The sequence below is a fragment of the Sorangium sp. So ce693 genome (genome assembly GCF_051521375.1).
In the GTDB taxonomy this organism is placed as follows: domain Bacteria; phylum Myxococcota_A; class Polyangia; order Polyangiales; family Polyangiaceae; genus Sorangium; species Sorangium atrum.
Window position 1 is genome coordinate 11,939,748 of record NZ_CP150347.1, and the last position, 20,329, is coordinate 11,960,076.

9 protein-coding genes and 1 tRNA gene are annotated in these 20,329 nt (G+C 72.5%); 6 read left to right on the forward strand and 4 right to left on the reverse strand.

What is annotated here, in order from left to right; translation table 11 throughout:
• Window positions 1-32: 32 nt before the first annotated feature.
• The 4 genes from WMF14_RS44540 to WMF14_RS44555 are packed head-to-tail and all read right to left on the reverse strand — an operon-like array spanning window position 33 to window position 12,812.
• Window positions 33-2,417, reverse strand: a complete 2,385-nt coding sequence (locus WMF14_RS44540; RefSeq protein WP_437796539.1) for a penicillin acylase family protein — start codon at window positions 2,415-2,417, stop codon at window positions 33-35.
• Window positions 2,414-4,210: a cyclic peptide export ABC transporter gene (locus WMF14_RS44545; protein WP_437796541.1), complete on the reverse strand. Its 1,797-nt coding sequence runs from the start codon at window positions 4,208-4,210 to the stop codon at window positions 2,414-2,416. The genes WMF14_RS44540 and WMF14_RS44545 overlap by 4 nt, the downstream gene beginning before the upstream one ends.
• Window positions 4,207-7,458 carry a type I polyketide synthase gene (locus WMF14_RS44550; protein WP_437796543.1) on the reverse strand — a complete coding sequence of 1,084 codons (3,252 nt, stop codon included), beginning with the start codon at window positions 7,456-7,458 and terminating at the stop codon, window positions 4,207-4,209. The genes WMF14_RS44545 and WMF14_RS44550 overlap by 4 nt, the downstream gene beginning before the upstream one ends.
• Entirely contained in the window at window positions 7,455-12,812 is a 5,358-nt protein-coding gene (locus WMF14_RS44555; RefSeq protein WP_437796544.1) for an amino acid adenylation domain-containing protein, read from the reverse strand. The genes WMF14_RS44550 and WMF14_RS44555 overlap by 4 nt, the downstream gene beginning before the upstream one ends.
• Window positions 12,813-13,423: 611 nt before the next feature.
• Here WMF14_RS44555 and mxcH point away from each other — a divergent pair.
• From mxcH to WMF14_RS44585, 6 genes are all read left to right on the forward strand, one after another.
• Window positions 13,424-16,108 carry a TonB-dependent siderophore myxochelin receptor MxcH gene (gene mxcH, locus WMF14_RS44560; protein ID WP_437796546.1) on the forward strand — a complete coding sequence of 895 codons (2,685 nt, stop codon included), beginning with the start codon at window positions 13,424-13,426 and terminating at the stop codon, window positions 16,106-16,108.
• A gap of 53 nt (window positions 16,109-16,161) precedes the next feature.
• The gene (locus tag WMF14_RS44565; protein WP_437796548.1) at window positions 16,162-17,427 is read left to right on the forward strand and encodes a hypothetical protein; all 1,266 of its coding nucleotides are present in this window, start codon (window positions 16,162-16,164) and stop codon (window positions 17,425-17,427) included.
• A gap of 48 nt (window positions 17,428-17,475) precedes the next feature.
• Window positions 17,476-19,083, forward strand: coding sequence for a PepSY-associated TM helix domain-containing protein (locus WMF14_RS44570; protein ID WP_437796550.1), 1,608 nt, complete (start codon window positions 17,476-17,478; stop codon window positions 19,081-19,083).
• Complete coding sequence (locus tag WMF14_RS44575) at window positions 19,076-19,423, forward strand: hypothetical protein (protein WP_272101864.1); 348 nt, start codon at window positions 19,076-19,078, stop codon at window positions 19,421-19,423. The genes WMF14_RS44570 and WMF14_RS44575 overlap by 8 nt, the downstream gene beginning before the upstream one ends.
• A complete protein-coding gene (locus tag WMF14_RS44580; protein ID WP_437796552.1) occupies window positions 19,416-19,703 on the forward strand; it encodes a hypothetical protein in 288 nt (95 codons plus the stop codon). Before WMF14_RS44575 ends, WMF14_RS44580 begins: the two co-directional genes overlap by 8 nt.
• A gap of 345 nt (window positions 19,704-20,048) precedes the next feature.
• Window positions 20,049-20,135: transfer RNA gene (locus WMF14_RS44585), tRNA-Ser, on the forward strand.
• The last annotated feature ends 194 nt before the right edge of the window (window positions 20,136-20,329 follow it).

Sequence of the window (20,329 nt, forward strand, 5' to 3'; positions counted from 1 at the left end):
GGACTCCTCCGTTTCGAGATGCGGTGATGACGTCAGCGGCGCTCGGGAACGAGCGTGATCGTGTGTTCGGCCGGCCCCGCCAGGAGCGGCAGCGGGCGCCCGTCGACCCAGGCGCGCTGCTGATCGCGGTAGTGGGGCGACCGCGGATCGCCCGACTGGCCGGCCGGCATGTGCAGGATGCCGTCCTGCTCGTGGCCCGGCGAGACGACGAGCCGCTCGCTCGCGGCGACCGCGTGGACCGCCAGGCGCACGCAGAAGCCGCACCCCGCGAGCGGCTCGTCGGGCATGTTGAGGAGCGCGGCGAGCTCCGGGCTCGCGCCGAGCGGGTGCGCGATCCGCACCCGGCTCACCGCGCCCCACTCGAGCTGGTCGAGGGGCCGCCCGCCGTTCTCCTGCTTCACGGCGGTCACGGCCTTCTCCAGCGCCGCGAGGACGAACGCGTCCCATCCGCCCGCCGGCGCCGGCGCCAGATCGGCCGAGCGCGCGTGCGTGTCGAGGACGCGCTGGAGGGGCGTGTCGATGTCGGGCAGCGCGAGCTCGAGGTCCGGCTCCGCGGCGCGGTTCGGGCCGAGCCACGCGGCGAACACGTCGTCGGCCAGGACGCGCCGGAACCGCACGAGGAGCGGCAGCCCGACGCTGGACACGTCCGCCCGGCCGTCCCACGCGGCCACCGCGCGCCGCGCCTCGGCGAGCGCCGGCCGCTTCGACAGGGCCTCTCCGGTGAGCGCGCGCAGCGCGAGGTCGCGGTAGAAGGCGAAGAACTCGGCCCGCGTATCGAGCTGCAGCTGGAACAGGTCCGCCTCGGCGACCTGGCGCGCCTCGCGCAGGCGCTCGGTGATGCGGTAGGCGCGGTAGCCGTTCACGTAGTCGTGGCCGAGCACCGGCGCGCCCTCGCCGAGCGGCATGCGGTGGTTGGCGTTGACGATGAACCCCGACGGCGGATCGACGATGCGCGGCAACGTGGCGGGGGCCAGGTAGCCGTCCCAGCCGGCGCGCCCGTCGGCCCAGGAGACGCTGACCGAGCCGTCGAACCCGCGGCGCCGGGGCATGCGCCCTGTCACCGTCCACGCCACGCGGCCGGCTCGATCGGCCAAGAGGACGTTGCACCCGGGCCCGCCGGCGGCGCTCATCACGGCGACGGCATCGTCGACGCTCCGGACCCGATCCATCTCGAGGAGCCCGATGTCGACCCCCTCGGGATCGAGCGCCGTCCAGCGGATCGCGACCGGCGCTCCGAGGAGCGGCCGCGCCGCGACGGGCCCCCAGATCGTGCTGCGGACGGTGACGCTCGCGTCGGGCTCGCCGCGGACCTTGATCGTCTCCTGCGCGACGTCGAACCGATTCCACCCGGAGGGCGTCCGGTACTCGCCCGGGCGCTCGGGGAGGGTCTCGAGCCGCACGAGGTCCATCACGTCGCCGAGGAGGCTTGTCAGCCCCCAGGCGACATGGCGGTTCGTCCCCACGATGACCACGGGCACGCCGGGCAGCACAACGCCCGCGACCTCGCGCTCGCCGTAGCGGAGCTCGGCGCGATACCAGATGTTGGGCACGCCGAGCTGGAGGTGCATGTCGTTGGCGAGGATGGCGCGGCCGTCCCGCGTCCTCTTGCCGGCCACCGCCCAGCCGTTCGACCCGATCGGCGCCTCGCCGGCGTCCTCGCTGAGCACGCGTCGGCTCGGCGGGCGCTGATTCCGGCCCTGCGCCACCAGCGCTCGCAGCGCCTCGGCCGGCAGCGGCGGAGGCGCGGCGGCCTGCGCGCCGAGCAGCGACCTCGTGTACGGGTCGACGCTCTCGAGCAGGAAGGGCATCACGCCCTTCGGGAGGCTCTGTGTCAGGACCGTTTGCGTCCGCTCGATGTCCTCGCTCTCGCTGAGGGCGTTGAACATCCCCAGCACGACGAGGACGCTGTCCTCGGGGCGCCACGGCTCGGGCCGATAGCCCAGCTTCTGGAACTCGACGGGCAGCGCCTCTGCGCTCCGGAGGTACGCGTTGACGCCCTCGGCGTACGCGTCGAGCGCGGCGCGCTGGCTCTCCGGCAGGCGCGCGAGGATCGCCGCCGCGGCCTGCGGGACGCCGAACTGGCGCTGCCGGGTATCGGCCTCCAGCAGGCCGCGCCCGAGGATCTCCGCGAGCCGCCCGCCGCTGCTGCGGCGGAGCAGGTCCATCTGGAACATCCTGTCGCGCGCCGTGATCAGGCCGAGGGCGCGGAGCGCGTCCTGCCGGGAGGCGGCGCGGATCGTGGGGATCCCCAGCCGATCGGACGTGACGGTGACGGTGTCCTCCAGGCCGGACAGCGTCGTCGCGTTGCCGGCGCGCTGCGCCGGGGCTCGGGTCACGCCCGGGGCTCTCTCCGCGCAGCCGGCGGCCGCCAGCGAGACGAGCGCCGAGGCGAGGAGTGATCGAATGTCACGCTTCATGCTTCATGCTCCGTTGCTCTGATGGCCTCATGGCCGTTGGCGCTGGGCTCCAGCGCGGCCTGCCGCTCGACGGGGAGGCGGTGGATCTGCGCCGAGCGGGCCCGACCGCCCTCGTCGGCGCGGGGGCTCGCGGCGTGCTCTCTCGGCGCCGATCGCGGCTCGGCGGCGGTCGCGGGCAGCTCCGACAGGCGGCCGAAGTCGAGCCGCAGGCAGCGATCCGCGAGCGCGAAGTACTGGTCGTCGTGCGTGATGACGAGGGCGGTCTTGCCCCTCGCCCGGAGCTCGGGGAGCAGCTCCGTGTAGAAGAACTTCCGGAACTGGGGATCCTGGTCGGACGCCCACTCGTCGAACACGTAGAACGGCCGGTCCTCGAGGTAGGCGGTGATGAGGGCGAGGCGCTTGCGCTGCCCCTGCGACAGCCCGGTCACGCGGAGGGCGCCCTGCTCGACGCGCACCCGGTGATCGAGCTGCAGCCGCTCGAGGTGGCGCCGGGCGCGCTCGTCGAGGTCGGGGCCGTTCAGGCCGAGCAGGTGCTCGAAGAGGTGGAAGTCCGCGAAGACGACCGAGAAGAGCTGTCGATACCGATCGCGGCTCGCGTCGTCGACGACCGCGCCGTCGAGCCGGATCTCGCCGGACTCCGGCGCGTAGAGCCCGAGCAGCAGGAGGGACAGCGTCGTCTTGCCGCTGCCGTTGCCGCCGACGAGGTACACGATCTCGCCGGGCCGGAACGCCAGATCGATGGGCCCGAGCTGGAAGCTGCCCTCTTCCTTCTCCCGGTAATAGCGGTGCGTGACGCCGGCCAGCTCGATGCGCTCCCACGTCGCGCGCGCGCCCTCCGCGCCGCCTCCGCGCGGCGGCGCCGCGGCCTCGGGCGTCAGCGCGAGGCCGAGCTGGCTCGCCTTGTCGAGCGCGATGCTGGCGCGCCCGACGGACGGCAGCAGCTCGACGATCTGCGCGAACGGCGTCATCAGGAAGAGCATCGCCAGCACCACGCCGGAGCGCGCCGGCGTCGTCAGGCCTGCCCAGACGGGGAGGGCGAACAGGGCGATCCCGAGGACGGCGTAGAAGAGCAGCGTGCCCCAGCCCATCGCGACGGCGTATTCGGTCGTGCCCGCGACGAACGCCCGCTCGTACGTCGTGACGCTGCCGCCGAGGACATCGGACAGGAACGCCTTCCCGCGCCCGCGGTGCATCTTGAGCTCCTTGATCCCGCCCGTCAGCCCGCGGAAGTGCTGGAACAGGGCGTCGCTCGTCTCGCGGGCGAGCGTGAACGCGCGCATCGCGCGCCGCTGGTGCGTCCGGAAGAGCAGGGCGCCGAGCGCCATCGCGCCCAGCACGATGGCCAGCGCCGACCACGCGATCCGCCCGATATAGGCCAGGCAACCGAGGACGGTGGCCAGGTTGACGCACAGGAGGGGCAGGTGGATGTACGCCTGCGAGATCACGGCCGGATCGTCGTTGAGCGTCGCGAGCAGCCTGTGGGGGCCGACCTGTTCGATATGGCGCAGCGGCGCTTCGAGGATGCGCTGGCTGAGCTGCACGCGGAGCTCGGCGATCAGGGCCTGTCCCAGCCGGGTCAGGAGCACCTGAGAGACGGCCCTGCTCAGCACGCCGGCGACGGCGAGCCCTGCGAAGGCCCAGGCGAGCTGCGCCGCGGGGCGGTCGTCCGCGGAGAGCGCCTCGTGGACGAGCGCGATGACGCCGGCGGCCGCGAGGCCGCTGATCACGCCGGCGGCGATGGCGAGCAGGAGGGACCGGCGGGACCGGCGCACGAGGAAGCCGAGCACGCTCACTTTCGTCCCTTCGCCTTCGAGCCGCCCGGCTCGCCGTCCGGGAGCGCCGGCGCCTTCGGGCCTCCGGCGCCGGGGAGCCGCCGCGCGGTCCGGGGCAGCGCGACCAGGGCCGGCTCGGGGCTCGCGGGCGCTTGCCCTCGGGCCTGCTGGACGCGCTCCACGAGCGCGGCCACGGTGGGCCGCTCGAGGAACTCGCGGAGCGACAGCTCCACCTGGAACGTCTCGCGGACGCGGTTGAGGATCTGCAGGGCGAGGAGCGACTCGCCGCCGAGGTCGTAGAAGCTCTTCCCGGGGTCGACGTGCTCGATGCCGAACGCCCGCGCCCAGATGGCCGTCACCTGCGCCGTCACCGCGTCAGGCGACAGGCGCTCGGCAGCGCCGGCGGCCACCTCCTCGGCCGCGGAGGTCCCGACCGAGGTTGAGGTGGGCCCGAGCGAGGTTGGGGGCCCGACCGAGGTTGAGGTCGAACCGACCGAGGTTGAGGTCGAACCGGCCGAGGTTGAGGTCGAACCGACCGAGGTTGAGGTCCCGACCGAGGTTGAGGTCGAACCGACCGAGGTTGAGGTCGCCCCCCTCGCTCCGGGGCGCTCCAGCCAGTACCGCTTTCGCTCGAACGGCGTCGCCGGCAGCGCGACGCGCCGCCGGTGCCGCCCCGCCTGCAGGCCTGCCCAGTCCACCGCAGCGCCGGCCGCCCAGACCTGCCCGACCGCGTCGAGCAGCGCCGCCCCCGCCGCGCCCTGGTGTGCAGGCTCCCGCCCCATGGGCATCGACGCGAGCGCCAGCGACTCCCCCGCGAGCTGCCGGCTCAGCGCCGTGAGCGTCTGCCCCGGCCCCACCTCCAGGAAGATCCGCTCCGACTTCTCCCGCAGCGTCCGCACGCCATCGGCGAAGCGGACCGTGCTGCGGAGATGCCGGACCCAGTACTCGCGGTCCTGCGCCTCGGCCGCCGTGATCCACGTCCCGGTGACGTTCGAGATCCACGGGATGCGCGGCGTCCGCAGCGTGACCCTGCCCACTGCCTCGCGGAACGCCGCGAGGGCGCCGTCCATCAGGTGCGAGTGGAAGGCCCGCCCCGCGCGCAGCCGACGCGCCTCGATCCCCCGGCCCGCGAGCTCCTGCTCGACCCGCTGGATCGCCGCCGCCCTTCCGGACAGCACGCACTGCCGCGGCCCGTTGACGGCGGCCAGCGCCACCTCGTCGCCGAGCCATCCCGCGACCTCCGCCTCGGCCGCGGACACCGCGAGCATCGCGCCGTCCGGCGTCGCCTCCATCAGCCGCCCCCGCGCCGCCACCAGCGCCACGGCGTCCTCGAGCGACAGGCACCCCGCGATGCAGGCGGCCACGTACTCGCCCACGCTGTGCCCGAGCATCGCGTCGGGCGTCACGCCCCACGCCATCCACAGCCGGGCGAGCGCGTACTCCACGACGAACAGCGCCGGCTGCGTCATCGACGTCCGATCGAGGCGCCGCGCGGCCTCCTCGACGTCCGCGGGCGCCGGGAACAGCAGCGTCCGGAGGTCCGTGCCCAGGTGGCGCTGCAGCAGCGAAGCGCAGGCGTCGACCTCGGCCCGGAACACGGGCTCCGTCTCGTAGAGATCGCGGCCCATGTCGGGGCGCTGGGTGCCCTGCCCGGGGAACAGGAACGCGATCGCCCGCGGTCCGGCCACCGGCCCGCCCGTGCGCACCGCGTCGCTGCGACCGCGCAGCGCGCGCGCTGCCTCCTCGCGCGAGCGGCACACCACCGCGCGGCGGTGGCCGAACGCCCGGCGCCCGAGCTGCTGCGTGAACGCCACGTCGCCGAGCTCGACATCGGCGTGGGTCTCCAGGTGCTCCGCGAGCGCGTCGGTCAGGCGCTCGAGCGACGCGCTCGACCGGGCCGACAGCACGAGCAGCTCGCACGCCCGGGGCGCGTCCACCTCCGGCGGGGGCGGCGCCTCCTCGAGCACGACGTGCGCGTTCGTGCCGCCGATGCCGAAGGAGCTCACGCCGGCGCGGCGCGGGGCGCCTGGGGTCGACCAGGCCGTGAGCTCGGCGGCCACGCGGAAGGGGCTGTTCTCCAGGTCGAGCGCGGGGTTCGGCGCGCGGAAGTGCAGGCTCGGCGGGATGCGCCCGCGGGCCACGGCGAGCGCCGCCTTGATCAGCCCGGTGACCCCCGCTGCCGCGTCCAGGTGCCCGACGTTGGTCTTCACCGAGCCGATCGCGCAGAAGCCCTTCCGATCGGTCGTCGCGCGGAAGACCTGGGTCAGCGCCGCGATCTCGATCGGATCGCCGAGCGGCGTCCCGGTGCCGTGCGCCTCCACGTACGTGATGGAGCCCGCGTCCACGCCCGCGGCCGCGTGCGCCGCGCGGATCGCGCGCGCCTGCCCGTCGATGCGCGGCGCGGTGTACCCGACCTTGGCCCGGCCGTCGTTGTTGACGGCCGATCCCTTGATGACCGCGACGATCGCGTCCCGATCCGCGATGGCGTCGTCGAGCCGCTTCAGGAGGACCACGCCGACGCCGCTGCCGCCGACGGTGCCGCGGGCGCCGGCGTCGAACGCGCGGCAGTGCCCGTCGGGCGACGCGATCGCGCCTTCCTGGTAGAGGTACCCGCTCTTCTGCGGGACGCTGACGGAGGCGCCGCCCGCCAGCGCCAGATCGCAGTCGCCGGTGAGCAGCCCCTGGCAGGCCAGGTGCACGGCGACGAGCGACGTGGAGCAGGCCGTCTGCACGGCGATGCTCGGCCCTTCCAGGTTCAGCTTGTACGACACGCGGGTCGTGAGGAAGTCCTTGTCGAGCGCGAGGAGCGCCGCGATGTCGGCCGCCGATTGCAGGCGCGGCCCGTCGGGGAAGAGGTGGGGCAGGTACCCGCTCAGGCTCGATCCGGCGTAGACGCCGACCGGGCCGCCCGCGCGCTCGGGGTCGATCCCGGCGCTCTCGAACGCCTCCCACGCGCACTCCAGGAACAGCCGGTGCTGCGGATCCAGCGCCGCGGCCTCGCGCGGCGTGAACCCGAAGAGCTCCGCGTCGAACAGCTCGATGTCGTCGAGCACCGCGCGCGCCCGCACGTACTCGGGCCGCGCGATCAGCGCGGGGTCCACGCCCGCGCCGAGGAGCTCCTCGTCGGTGAGGATCGAGACGGACTCGACCCCCGCGCAGAGGTTTCGCCAGAACGCCGCCACGTCCGGCGCGCCCGGGAAGCGCCCGGCCATGCCGATGATCGCGATGTCCAGACCCGGGCGGGGCTCGCCGCTGATCGGTGCTGTCATTTCTTGGTCTCCAGTCCGCCGCGCCGCCGCGCGAAGATCTCCCCGCGCCGCTGCTGCGCGGCCCTCGCCCGCTCGCCGTCCGGCGCTCCGCCCTGCGGCGCCGCCTCGGCGCCTGGATCCCGGCTCAACGCCGCCGCGAGCGAGGCGATCGTCGGGTGCTGGAACAGCACCAGCAGCCGCAGATCACGGTCCACCGTGTCGCGCAGCCGGCTGTGGACCTTGGCCAGCAAGAGCGAGTGTCCGCCAAGATCGAAGAAGTTGTCGTGAATGCCGACCTGCGGGACCGACAGCACCTCTCGCCAGATCGCCGCGAGCGTGCGCTCCAGCTCGGTGCGCGGCGGCGTCGTGTCCCTGGCGGTCGCGGCGAGCGCCTCCGGCGGCGGCAGCGCGCGCCGGTCCACCTTGCCGTTCTGCGAGAGCGGCAATCGCTCCAGCACGAGGATCGGCGCCGGCACCATGTAGCCCGGGAGCGCCTTTGCGGCCCACGCCCGCAGCGCCTCCGGCTCCGGCGCCGTCCCGTCTCGCCCCGTCACGTAGCCGACGAGTCGCCTGTTGCCCGGCGAGTCCTCCCGCGCCACCACCACGGCCTCGCGCACGCCCTCGTGCTGCATCAGCACGCTCTCGATCTCGCCGAGCTCGATCCGGTATCCGCGGATCTTCACCTGGTGATCGAGCCGGCCCAGGTACTCCAGCGTCCCGTCCCCTCGCCACCGGCACGCGTCGCCTGTCCGGTACAGCCGCGCTCCCGCCTCCGCGCGGAACGGGTCTGGCACGAACCGCTCCGCCGTCAGCGCAGGGCGGTTCAGGTACCCGCGCGCCACCCCTGCTCCTCCGATGTACAGCTCGCCGGAGACGCCCACGGGCACGGGCTCGAGCTTCCGATCGAGCACATAAAGCTGCGTGTTGGCGATGGGCCGGCCGATCGGCACCGAGGCCGCGTCTCCCTCGCCGCGCCCCGCCTCATGGATGCAGCAGCCGACCACCGTCTCGGTCGGTCCGTACTCGTTGATCAGCCGCGTCTCGGGCGCGTTCTGCTGCCAGAACTGCAGCGTCGACCCGCTCAGCGCCTCTCCTCCGATCACGAACGCCCGTGTGCGCTGCGCCGCCTCTTCCGGCCTGACGAGGTGGTTGAGCACCGAAAGGTGCGCGGGCGTCAGCTTCACCAGGCTCAGGCCCTGTTGCTCGCAGAGCGCCCGGGCCAGCCCCTCGCCTTCCACCTCGCCTGCCAGGATCACCCGGCCGCCCGCGAGCAGCGGCGCGTACAGCCCCGTGATCGTCAGATCGAACCCGATCGACGAGTGCACGAGCGCGCCTTGCCCCTCCGACACCCGGTACGCCTCCACGCACCAGCTCAGGTAATTGACAAGGCCTCTGTGCGGGATCATCACCCCCTTCGGTTTGCCCGTCGAACCCGAGGTGTAGATCACGTACGCCAGGCACTCCGGCGTCCCCCGGCGCTCTGGATTGCCGCCCGGCGCTCGCTCGATGCGCTCTCTCTGCGTGTCCAGGCACAGCGTCCTGGCTCCTCGCACTTCCAGCCTCGCCGCGAGGTGCTGTTGCGTGAGCAGCACCGGCGCGCCGGTGTCCTCCAGGATGAACTGGAGTCGATCGTCAGGGTAACTCGGGTCGAGCGGCACGTACGCGCCTCCCGCCTTGAGCACGCCCAGCATGCCCACCACCATGTCGATCGACCGCTCCACGCAGAGCCCCACCGGCACCTCGGGCCCCACGCCGAGCGACCGGAGGTGATGCGCGAGCTGGTTCGCTCGCCGGTTCAGCTCGCGGTAGGTCAGCGCCTCCGCGCCGGACACCACCGCCACCGCCACCGGCGTCCTCTCCACCTGCGCCTCGATCAGCTCATGAGCGCAGCGATCCAGCGGCGCCTCGGCGTCGGTGGCGTTCCACCCGACCACGAGCTGCTCCCGCTCGGCCGCGTCCATCACCGGCAGATCGGCCAGGCGGACCTCGGGCCCGGCAGCGAGCCCGTCGAGGATCGCGAGCAGGTGCCGCGCCATCCGCGCGACCGTGGCGCGATCGAAGAGATCGGTGTTGTACTCCCACGCTCCTCGCGCGCCCCCCTGCGCGTCCAGGGTGAGGCCGAGCGTCAGATCGAACTGGGCCGTCCCGGTGTCCACCCGCTGCACGCCGATCGACAGGCCCGGGATCTCCGGCGCCTGCTCCGGCGCGGGATCCATGGCGATCATCACGTTGAACAGCGGCGTGTGGCTGAGGTTCCGCTCGAGCGAGAGCGCCTCGAGGACGCGCTCGAACGGCGCCTCCTGGTGCGCCTGTCCCTCGAGGACCGCCGCGCGGACGCGCGCGAGGAGCTCGGTGACGCTGGGGTTCCCCGAGAGGTCGACCCGCAGCGCCAGCGTGTTGAGCAGGCACCCGACGACGCCCTCCAGCGCCGCCCGCGGCCGCGCCGTGACCGGCGTCCCGATGCACACGTCGCTCTGGCCCGTGTACCTGTGCAGCAGCGAGAAGAGCCCCGCCGCCACGATCGTGAACAGCGTCGCGCCCGTCCGCCGCCCGAGCGCGCTCAGCCGCGCCACGAGCTCCGGCGACAGCGCGAGCTCCTCGCGCGCCCCAGCGTAGGTCTGGACTGGAGGCCTCGGTCGATCGGTGGGGAGCTCGAGGGGAGGCACAGGCCCCTTCAGCCGGTCGCGCCAGTACGAGAGCTCCCGTTCGCGCGCCGCCGCCCGTTCGTTCTGGCGCTGCCACAGCGCGTGATCCGCCTGCTGCAGCGCGAGCGGCGCGAGCGCCGGGGACCGCCCTGCGGCGAAGGCGCCATAGAGCAGCGAGAGCTCCCGCAGGAGCACGTTCATCGACCAGCCGTCCGCGATGAGGTGATGGCAAGTGACCGAGAGCACGTGCTCTCGCTCGCCCGTGCGGACGAGCGTCCAGCGCACGGGCGGCGCCTCGGCGAGGTCGAACGCGCGCCGCGCCTCCTCGCGCAGGCGCCTTTGCAGCGCGGACTCCCGCGCTTCGTCTGCAAGAGCGCTCATGTCCTCCAGCGGCAGCGCGACCGGCGCGGGCGGCGCGATCCTCTGGATGGGCCTCCCTTCGACGGAGGGAAAGCTCGTGCGAAGGGCCTCATGGCGCGCCGCGAGCGCCGTCACCGCCTTCTCGAGCGCCCCCGCGTCGAGCGCCCCGGCGAGCCGCACGGCCGCCGCGATGTGATAGACCGGCGCCCCCGCGACCAGCTGCTCCAGGAACCAGAGGCGCTCCTGCACGAGGGACAGCGGCAGCCGCTCCGGCCGCTCCACCGGCGCGAGCGCCGCGCTCCCGCCCGCCACGCCGCCCGCGGGCGCGCCGGCCTGCTTCGCCTCGATCCACGCCGCGAGCGCCGCGACGGTCGCCGACTCGAAGAGCTGCGCCGGCCCCACGTCGATGCCGAGCGCCTCGCTCACCCGGCCGCTCACCTGCATGGCCCGCAGCGAATCGCCGCCCAGGCTCAGGAACTCCTCGCTCCGGCCGACCCGCGCGCGCCCCAGCACCTCGGCCCAGATGCCTGCCAGCGTCGTCTCCAGCGCCGTTTGCGGTGGCTCCGCGCTCTCGGCCTCGACGCGCGCGTCGAGCGCCGACTGCCACACCGCGTCCAGCGATCCCTCCAGGAACCGGCCGCGGCACGCCCTCCGCTGCACCTTGCCGCTCGTGGTCCGCGGCAGGCTCCCCGGCTTGATGAGCACCACCGCGTGGACCGCGACCTCGTGCCGATCGGCCACGGCGCGCTCGATCGCCGCCCCGAGCTCCGCCGGCTCCGCCGGCCCCGACGCGGGCGCGCGCCGCCCGAGCTCCTGGACGATGACGACGCGCTCCTCGCCGTCGACGTCCACCGAGAACGCCGCGCCCCCGCCGGCGCGGAGGCCCGGGTGGCTCTCCTCCGCGGTGAGCTCGATGTCCTGCGGGTAGAGGTTGCGCCCGCGGACGATGATCAGGTCCTTGAGCCGGCCCGTCACGTACAGCTCGCCGCGCGAGAAGAACCCGAGATCGCCTGTCCGCAGGAACGGCCCTCCTCCCGTCGAGAGCCGGGCCTCGAACGTCAGCGCCGTCTCTTCCGGCCGCTCCCAGTAGCCCTGGGCCACGCTCGCACCGGCGACCCAGATCTCCCCGACGCGCTCGTCCTTGCAGGGCCTGAGCGTCTCTGGATCGACGATCCGCACCTCGTCGCCGGCGGGTGATCCCCCGCAGCCCACGAGGGAGACGCTGTCCTCTGGCCTGCGCGGCTCGAACGCCGCGTATCCCTGCGCCAGACCCGCGCGGTCGACGGAGCGCACGACGGGCGGCGCATCGGCCGCTCCGCCGGTCACGAGCAGCGTCGCCTCGGCCAGCCCGTAGCAGGGATAGAACGCGCCGCGCCGGAACCCTGCAGGCGCGAACGCCTCGGCGAAGCGGTCGAGCGTCGCTGCCCGGATCGGCTCGGCCCCGTTGAAGGCCACCTTCCATGCGCCGAGATCGAGCCCTTCCCGCTGCTCCGGGGGGATCTTGCGGATGCACAGCTCGTAGGCGAAGTTCGGCCCGCCGCTCGTTGTGGCCCGGTAGCGGGAGATCGCCTCCAGCCAGCGCCGCGGCCTCATCAGGAAGTGCTCGGGCGCGAGCTGGATGCACGGCACGCCCACGTAGAGCGGCTGCAGGATGTTGCCGATGAGCCCCATGTCGTGGTGCGGCGGCAGCCACCCGACGATCACGCTCTCCTCGGTGTGCGCGAACGCGCGCTGGATCATCAGCTCGTTGCGCAGCAGGTTGCCGTGCGTGAGCACCACGCCCTTGGGCGTGCCGGTCGAGCCCGACGTGTACTGGAGGAACGCCACGGTCTCGGCCGTCACGCGCGGCGCTCGCCACGCGTCTTCCTGGCCGTCCCGGATCGTATCGACGGCCATGCAGCGCAGGTGGCTCAGCTCGGCGAAGCTCGGGTCGTCGCGGAGCATCGTCACCGCGCCAAGGAACGCCTCGGTGGTGAGCACGACGCTCGGCCGGCAGTCGCGCACGATGGCCAGCACGCGCATCAGCCCGCTCTTGCGCTGCGGCAGCGGGACCGGCACCGCGACGAGCCCCGCGTAGAGGCAGCCGAAGAAGGCGGCGATGAAGTCGAGCCCCGGCGGCACCAGCAGGAGCGCGCGGTCACCCGCCCGCGCGCCGGCCTGGAGCTCCGCGGCGAGCGCGCGCGCCCGCCGATCGAGCTCGCCGTACGTCATCGCGCGGGCGTCCGCCTCCCCGTCGACGAGGAAGGTGGTCGCGTGCCCTGACGGGCGCTGCTCCGCGCGGCGCTGGAGGAGCGCGACAAGCGTCGCAGGCTCGTTCGCGCCGCCGCCGCGATCGCTGATCGCACGCCCAGGGGATCGGTTCGACTCCATCGCCACCTCAGCTCCAGACCGAAAAAGAAAGCCCGGTGAAAAGCAGTCGCGCTCACCAGGCTCCGGGCTCCGAGCCTGATGACGCAAAGCGTCGCGAGCTCGAAATGCCTGACGGCTCCCTCAGCGACCGCGACACGCGCCTGTCGACGGGCTGATGAAAATGAAAATGATGATCAAGTTCTCGGAGGCGGTTGTATGGAATACCGATCCGATCGGTGTCAAGGCAAAAACCGACAACGGCCTGCGAGGATGCGCGACGAGGGCGAGCGGAGCGGCGGACGGGGGCCGGCTCCGGGTGCGCTGAGGAAGGTCTGCGGGGGGTGGCTGAACGGGGAGCGGTCCGGTCAGCGGGGTGCTCCGGGTCCACCTCGGAGGGACCAGGTCACGGCCCGGAGGCGCACGGAGAATCCATTATAAGTGGAATCTTGGATTCTGGACGACACGATCCCGTCAACGAATGAAATTGAATTCTGTTTTCATCTTGGGTACCGAAAAGTTCGGACATGCTTGTCAGTTCGGTTCCCCAACCGCCGCGCCCCGAGCCGCGGGCCAGGTTCAAGGTGGACGCGGTGGCGCGAGGTGCTCTCGCGCTTCGAGGCCCGCTTGCAGGCGTGTTGACCTTCCTGCTGCTCGGCCTGCAGGCACCGGCGCACGCTCAGGACGGAGGCACGCCCGAGCGCGCGGGGGGGGACCGAGAGCCGCGCGTGGACGCGCCTGCCACCGGCTCGCCCGATCCGGAGCGCTCACCGTCCGGCGCTGAAGGCCCCCGGATCGAGCCGCCGCGGCTGCTCGAGCTCGTCGAGGCCGAGTACCCCCGGGAGGCCCGGGCGGCACGACGGGAGGGCAAGGTCGTGCTGAAGCTCCTGATCGACGCGACGGGGCGCGTGACCGAGGCCGAGGTCACGGGTCCAATCGGCGATGGCTTCGACGACGCCGCCCGCGCCGCGGCGCTCCGATCCCGCTTCACGCCGGCGCGCCGGGGCGGCACGCCGATCGCTGTACGGATCCTCTACAGCTACGAGTTCCGGCTCCCCGAGGAGGCCCCGGCCGAGCCCACCTCCCCGGCGACGGGCGGAAGCGCGGTCGCGGCCACGGGCACGGCGGCGACCACGCTCCCGCCGGCCACAGGGCCCGACCAGGCCAGCAACAACGCAGCTCCTCCGCCGGCCACAGGGCCCGACCAGGCCAGCAACAACGCAGCTCCTCCGCCGGCCACAGGGCCCGACCCGGCCAACACCGCAGCGCCCGCCGAGGTGACCGTGCGCGGCGCCGCGATGGCCGAGCGCCTCCGGCAATCCGCGCAGGCGATCACCGTCATCGAGACCGAGCAGGCGCAGCGGAGGACCGCCGATCTGGGCGAGGTGCTCGCCCGCACCCAGGGCGTCGGCGTGCGGCGGAGCGCGGGGCTCGGGTCGTGGGCGCGTTTCTCGCTGAACGGCCTCACGGACGAACAGATCCGCTTCTTCATCGACGGCGTGCCGCTCGATCTCGCAGGCTACCCGTTCGGCGTCTCGAACGTGCCTGTGAACCTCGTCGAGCGCGTCGAGATCTACCGCGGCGTGGTGCCGGTGCGCTTCGGCGCCGACGCGCTGGGCGGAGCCGTCAACCTGGTGACCGATCGGGACGTCCGCGGCACCCACGGCGCGGCGTCCTACGAGGTCGGCTCTTACGACACCCACCGGCTCTCCCTCACGGCGAGGCACCTGCACGAGCCGAGCGGCTTCTTCACCCGCGTGAACGGCTTCTTCGATTATGCGAAGAACGACTATCCGGTCGACGTCGTGCTGGCGAACGAGACGACCGGACGAGAGGACTCCGAGCCCACCCGTGTTCGCCGCTTCCACGACGCCTACAGGGCGGCGGGCGGGAGCGCCGAGCTCGGCTTCGTGAATCGGCCCTGGGCGCGGCGGCTGCTCCTGCGCGCCTTCGTCACCGACTACGACAAGGAGCATCAGCACAAGTTCGGCGTCATGAAGACGCCTTATGGCGAGGTCACGAACGGCGAGACCGTGCCGGGCGCGACGCTCCAGTACGAGCAAGGGATCGGCCGAGGCGTCGCCCTCGAAGCGCTCCTCGGGTACACGTACGGGCGCGCCACCTTCCTCGATGTCAGCGAGTGCGTCTACGCATGGTCCGGCCGCTGCATCAGCAAGCGCACCGTCCCAGGCGAGGACGGGCCGCGCCCCCGGGACCGGGTGTTCCGGGAGCACAGCGGCCTCGGCCGCCTGAACCTCCGCTACCGGCCCCACCCGGAGCACGCGCTGCAGCTCTCCGTGTCTCCGACGTTCATCGCGCGCACGGCGGAAGAGCGCAGGTTGGACAACGACGACCGCGAGCTGCTCAGGGGCGGACACAGCCTGTTCACCTGGGTGCACGGCCTCGAGCACCAGCTCAACCTGTTCGACGATCGCCTGGAGAACAGAGCCTTCGTCAAAGACTACGTTCAGCTGCTCCGCATGAAGGGGCGGCTCCCGGGGCTCGACGGGCGCTTCGACCGGCAAGAGCGCGACACCCATCGCCTCGGCGTCGGGGATGGCCTTCGCTATCGCTTCTCCGGGTGGCTCTACGCCAAGGCGTCGTACGAGTGGGCGACGCGGCTGCCGCGGCCCGTCGAGGTGTTCGGCGACGGGGCGATGATCGTCCCCAACCTCGAGCTCAAGCCCGAGACGAGCCACAATGGAAACCTCGGATTCACGATCGACGCGCGCGACACCGCGTGGGGCGCGTGGCGGCTCGACGCGAACGGCTTTCTCCGCGCGGTCGAGCGGCTCATCGTGCTGAACAACCGCACGGACTCGATCCAGTACATCCACGTCTCGGGGGCCCGGTCGCTGGGCGTCGAGGCCGCCGCGGGCTGGACATCGCCGGGAGAGCACGTCGCCCTCGACGGCAACATCACCTACGACGATTTCCGCAAGACGTCGGACGAGGGGAACTTTGCTCGCTCCGAGGGCGAACGGATGCCGAACCGGCCGTGGCTCTTCGCCAACGGCTCGGCGCGCTTGCAGCTCCAGGAGGTCGTCGCGCCGCGCGACGTGATCTCGCTCACCTGGGATACGCGCTACGTGCACCGGTTCTACCTCGGCTTCGAGAACTGGGGGCGGCCCGACTCCAAGGCCAAGGTGCCCTCGCAGCTCCTGCACTCGCTCGCGCTGACCTACGTCGCGCGCGACGCGCCGCGCACGGTGAGCTTCACCATCGAGGCGCACAACCTCACCAACGAACCGGCCTTCGATTTCTACGGTACCCAGCGACCCGGGCGGACGCTGTTCTCCAAGGCGACGCTGGAGATGTGATGACGACGATGTCGAGGCGAGCTCTCTCGCTCGCGCGACAGAAGGAGACTCAGATGCGTGTGATTCAGCGGAAGCAGCGGCCATCGAACCGGACGAGCGCGACGGCCTTTGCGCTCGTGCTCCTGACCGGCGCGCTCGGCGGCGGCTGCGCGGACGACGAGACGTCGAGCCCCGTCGAACAGGGCGGCACCGGTGGTGGCAGCAACGGCGGCGACGCGTTCGTTGTCGCCACGCGCGTCTGGGACGACACCGCGACCAACTCTTACTTCCACGTGGTGTCGTCGCTCGAGGCAGGCACGCCGGTCGACCCGACCCAGGCGCTCGAGATCCCCGGATCGGCCAGGCTGTTTGCGTTCGAGGGGCAGGGCTGGTTCGGCATCGGTGACGGCCAGTCGCCGACGATCTCGCATTACACGCTCGGCAACGGCGACGCGCTCGTCAAGGGAGACGCGATCAGCCTCCAGCCGTTCGGCGTGCAGGACCTCTGGCAAACGAATTACATCATCTCTCCGACGAAGGCGTACCATCCGGATCGCGCTGGCGAGCAGATCGTCGTGTGGAACCCCACGACGATGGAGGTAGAAGGGACGATCCCGCTGCCGGACACCCACCGCGATGGCCACCTGGCGGTGTACGGATATGGCTCGGTCCTGCGCGGCAAGACGCTGCTCTTCTCGGTGGGGTGGTTCGACTGGCAGACGACCGACACCATCGTCCCGGAGACGGGGCTCGTCGTGATCGACACCGAGACCGACACCCTCGTGCGCTTCGACGTCGACGACCGGTGCGCCGGGATCACGCAGTCCGTCGAGACGGCCTCCGGCGACGCTTACTTCGTGAGCTCGGCGCTCGCGGGAGCGTCCTATCACGTCGAGCGGCTGGAGACCGAGCCCTGCGCGCTGCGCGTCCTGAAGGACGCAGACGCCTTCGACCCGGACTTCGCCCTGAGCCTGGGCGAGCTGGCCGGCGGCGCGATCGTGGGTGATCCCATCCCCGCGGGCGGGGACAGCCTCTTCCTCCGGGTGTTCGAGGAAAGTCTCGCCACGATCGACGAGGAGACCAAGACCTTTCAGATCACGAGCCAGCCGGCGTGGCGCTGGTGGCGGTGGGATACAGCGACGAACGAGGCCAAGGAGATCCCGGATCTGGCCCCCTCGCCCGCCAACGTCTCCTTCTTCGAGGTCGATGGCCGGGTCTTCACGATCGACGAGAAGAACGGCTCCACGGAGAGCACGCTGATCGAGCTCACGGCCGAGGGCGGCCCGAAGCTCGGCCTGACGGCGCCGGGGTACCTGCACGGTCTGGCGAAGGTGCGATGAGATCGAGCGGCGCGCGGCGCTCCGCGTGAGGGGACAAGGTGACTCGCGATGGCCAAGAAGCTCTCCCGCCATGCCTTCACGACCTTCTGGGACGTACACGCGTGGGTCGGCGTGATCGGTGGGCTCTTGCTCTACGTGATGTTCCTGTCGGGGGGGATCGCGCTCTTCCGGAGGCAACTCGAGGTGTGGGAGGAGCCGTTGACCCAGCAGCGCTCCTCGATCGAGCAGGTGGGGCTCCAGGCCACGCTCGATCAGGGGCTCGCCGCCGCGGGGACGACGCCCGAGCAGCTCTGGCTCTATCCGCCGGAGGGCGGGCTGGGCGTCGCGCGGCTCCTCTACTTCTCGCAGGGTGAGCGGGTCTCGCGGTGGGTAGAGGAGCCGCTCGTGGCCGAGCGCGAGCGGCTGTCCGACTTCCTCTTCGAGCTGCACTACCTCTGGCACAGGGTCACCGGCGTGTGGCTCTTCTATGTTGCCGGCCTCCTGTGTGTCGCGCTCCTGCTCGCGCTCACGACCGGCGTGCTCATCCACCTGAAGGACATCGTCCGGCAGTTTCATCAGTTCCGGCCGGACAAGACGCGCCGTGTCCTGTGGTCGGACATGCACAAGGTGCTCGGCGTGATGGGCCTGCCGTTCCAGGTCCTCTTCGCTTACACCGGCGCGTTCTTCGTGTTCCTGGGGTTGCTCGTGCCGGTGTTCACGGATCCCGTGCTCGGCGGAGACGCTGCTCGAGCGGACCAGGTGGCCTGGGGAGCGTCCTTTGCGGACGAGCCGGCGCGCGGGGCGCCCGCTCGCGGCCTGACGCTGGACGAGCACCTGGCCCGCGCGCGCGCCGCCGCGCCCGGGCTCGTGCCGGAGGTGTTCTCCGTCCGGCACCACGGCCTCGACAGCGGCACCGTCGATATCCGTGGATCGATCGAGGGCGTCCCGTTCTCGCGCAGCATCGTGCGCCTGCGGGCGGTCGACGGCGCGGTCCTCTCGCTCGACGCGCCGGGCGCCGAGGGCGGGCGCAGCGGCGTGATTCGCTGGATCTATGGGCTCCATTTCGCGAATTTCGGCGGCGTCACGCTTCGCATCCTGTTCTTCGCGCTCGCCCTGGCGACGTGCGCCACGATCCTCACCGGCAACTGGATCTGGCTCGCTCGACGGGAGGCGCGGCAAGAGCGCGTCGGCAACTGCCTCCTCGCGCGGCTCACCGTTGGGTTCGGCGCGGGGACCGTCGTCGCGATCGCGGCGCTGTTCCTCGTGAGCCGGGCATTTCCGCTCGACTGGAGCGGCCGTGTCGTCGCCGAGGAGCTCACGTTCCTCGTGGCGCTCGGGCTCTGCGTCGCCTGGGCGCTCGCCGCGCGGGACGGCGGGCGCCTCTGGTCGCGGCAACTCGGGCTCGCGGGGCTCTTGCTGCTGCCGGTCCCCGCGCTCGCGGCGCGCTGGTCGGGGGCGGGGCTCTTCGGCGCGGGGCCGAAGCTCGGCGCCGTCGTCGCCGTCGACGTCGCGCTCCTGCTGACGGCCGCGGCGCTCTGCGCCTCGGCGTGGGCGCTTCGCCGGGCGATCTCGCGACCCGAGGCGCGGCTCCTGCCGACGCGGGGCGCGCCGCCGCCCTCGCTGGCTCACGGCGGGGCAGGGCTCGTGGCCAGGCGGCAGACGGCGACCCATGGTTGAGACAGCGTCGGTCCTCTCGGCGTACCTCGCCTTCGCGCTGCTCCACGGGGCGCGGCCGGAGCGCCTGCCGTTCGGCGTCGCGGCGCGGCTGCGCGCGAGGCGCGAATGGCGCGCCTCGGCCCGGGCCCTGGCCGTCGCCTTCTTCTCGCTGTCGGTGTGGCTGTGGAGCCGAGCCGAGGCCGGCGCGGCGGCGCTCCTCGTGCCCTTCGCGGCGCTCCTCTGCTCCGCGAGCGCCTTCGTCCTGCTCGCGCCGGTCTGGCCGCGCGCCGTCTGGGGCCTCGCCCTCCTGTGTCCGCTAGCCATCGCCGCGCTCTCGCTCCTCGGAGCGCGCCATGGTTAGTCGCCGCCTCGACCGCCTCGCCCGCCTCGACGCCGCGCTGCGCGTGCTCGCGGCGCTGGTCGGGACCCTCCCGCTCGCGGTCCTGGCGAGCGTGTGTCTCGCGCGATTCGCGCCGTTCGCCGAGAGCACGCGGGCCGCCCTCGGTTTTTCGCTCGTGGTGCCGCTCTGGCTCGCGGCGATGTGCTTCGCCTTCCTGGCCCGCAGCGCGGCCCGCGCGTGGGGGGTCTGCGCGGCGCTCGGCGCCGTGTTGCTGGCCCTGGCCTACGTGGTGCCGCAATGACGGACGCGCGGATGGACGCGCGCTCCTGGCGACCTCCTGGCGACCGGAGCTGGCCCGGCGCCTTCGGCGCTCCTCGTTCGTTCGACGGTTCCCGGCCGATCCGAGCGCCAAGGGCCGAGCCCGACAGCCTGCTTCCCGCGCCGTCCGTCCCGCCCCCGCGAGATCCGTCGCCACCGGCATCCCCCTGCACGATCTTTTGTGCACGGCGACAACCTCTTTGGTATGTTGCCGCTCCCTCGCCGCCGCGCCGAGCGTCGACGAGCCAGCGTTCTTTCTATCGTCATGTATCGAGGTCCGCGCTGCTCCTGCGCTGAGCACGGGGCGGGCGGACCATCCTGGGTACCAGGAGAGGTGGCCGAGTGGCTGAAGGCACACGCTTGCTAAGCGTGCGATCGGGAAACTGATCCGCGGGTTCGAATCCCGCCCTCTCCGCTGCGAGAACGCTCAGCGCTACGCCCATCGTGCGGCGGCCTGAGCACCGCGAACACGCGAAACACGCGAACACACACGGACGACCCGCGGGCGATGCGGGCCGCGCTCGCTCGTGCTGCTGCGGTGCGCGACGCGTCGGCGGTCATCGCGCCGTCGCGGCCTCGCGCGGCCTCACACGGGATCGCATGGCCCGC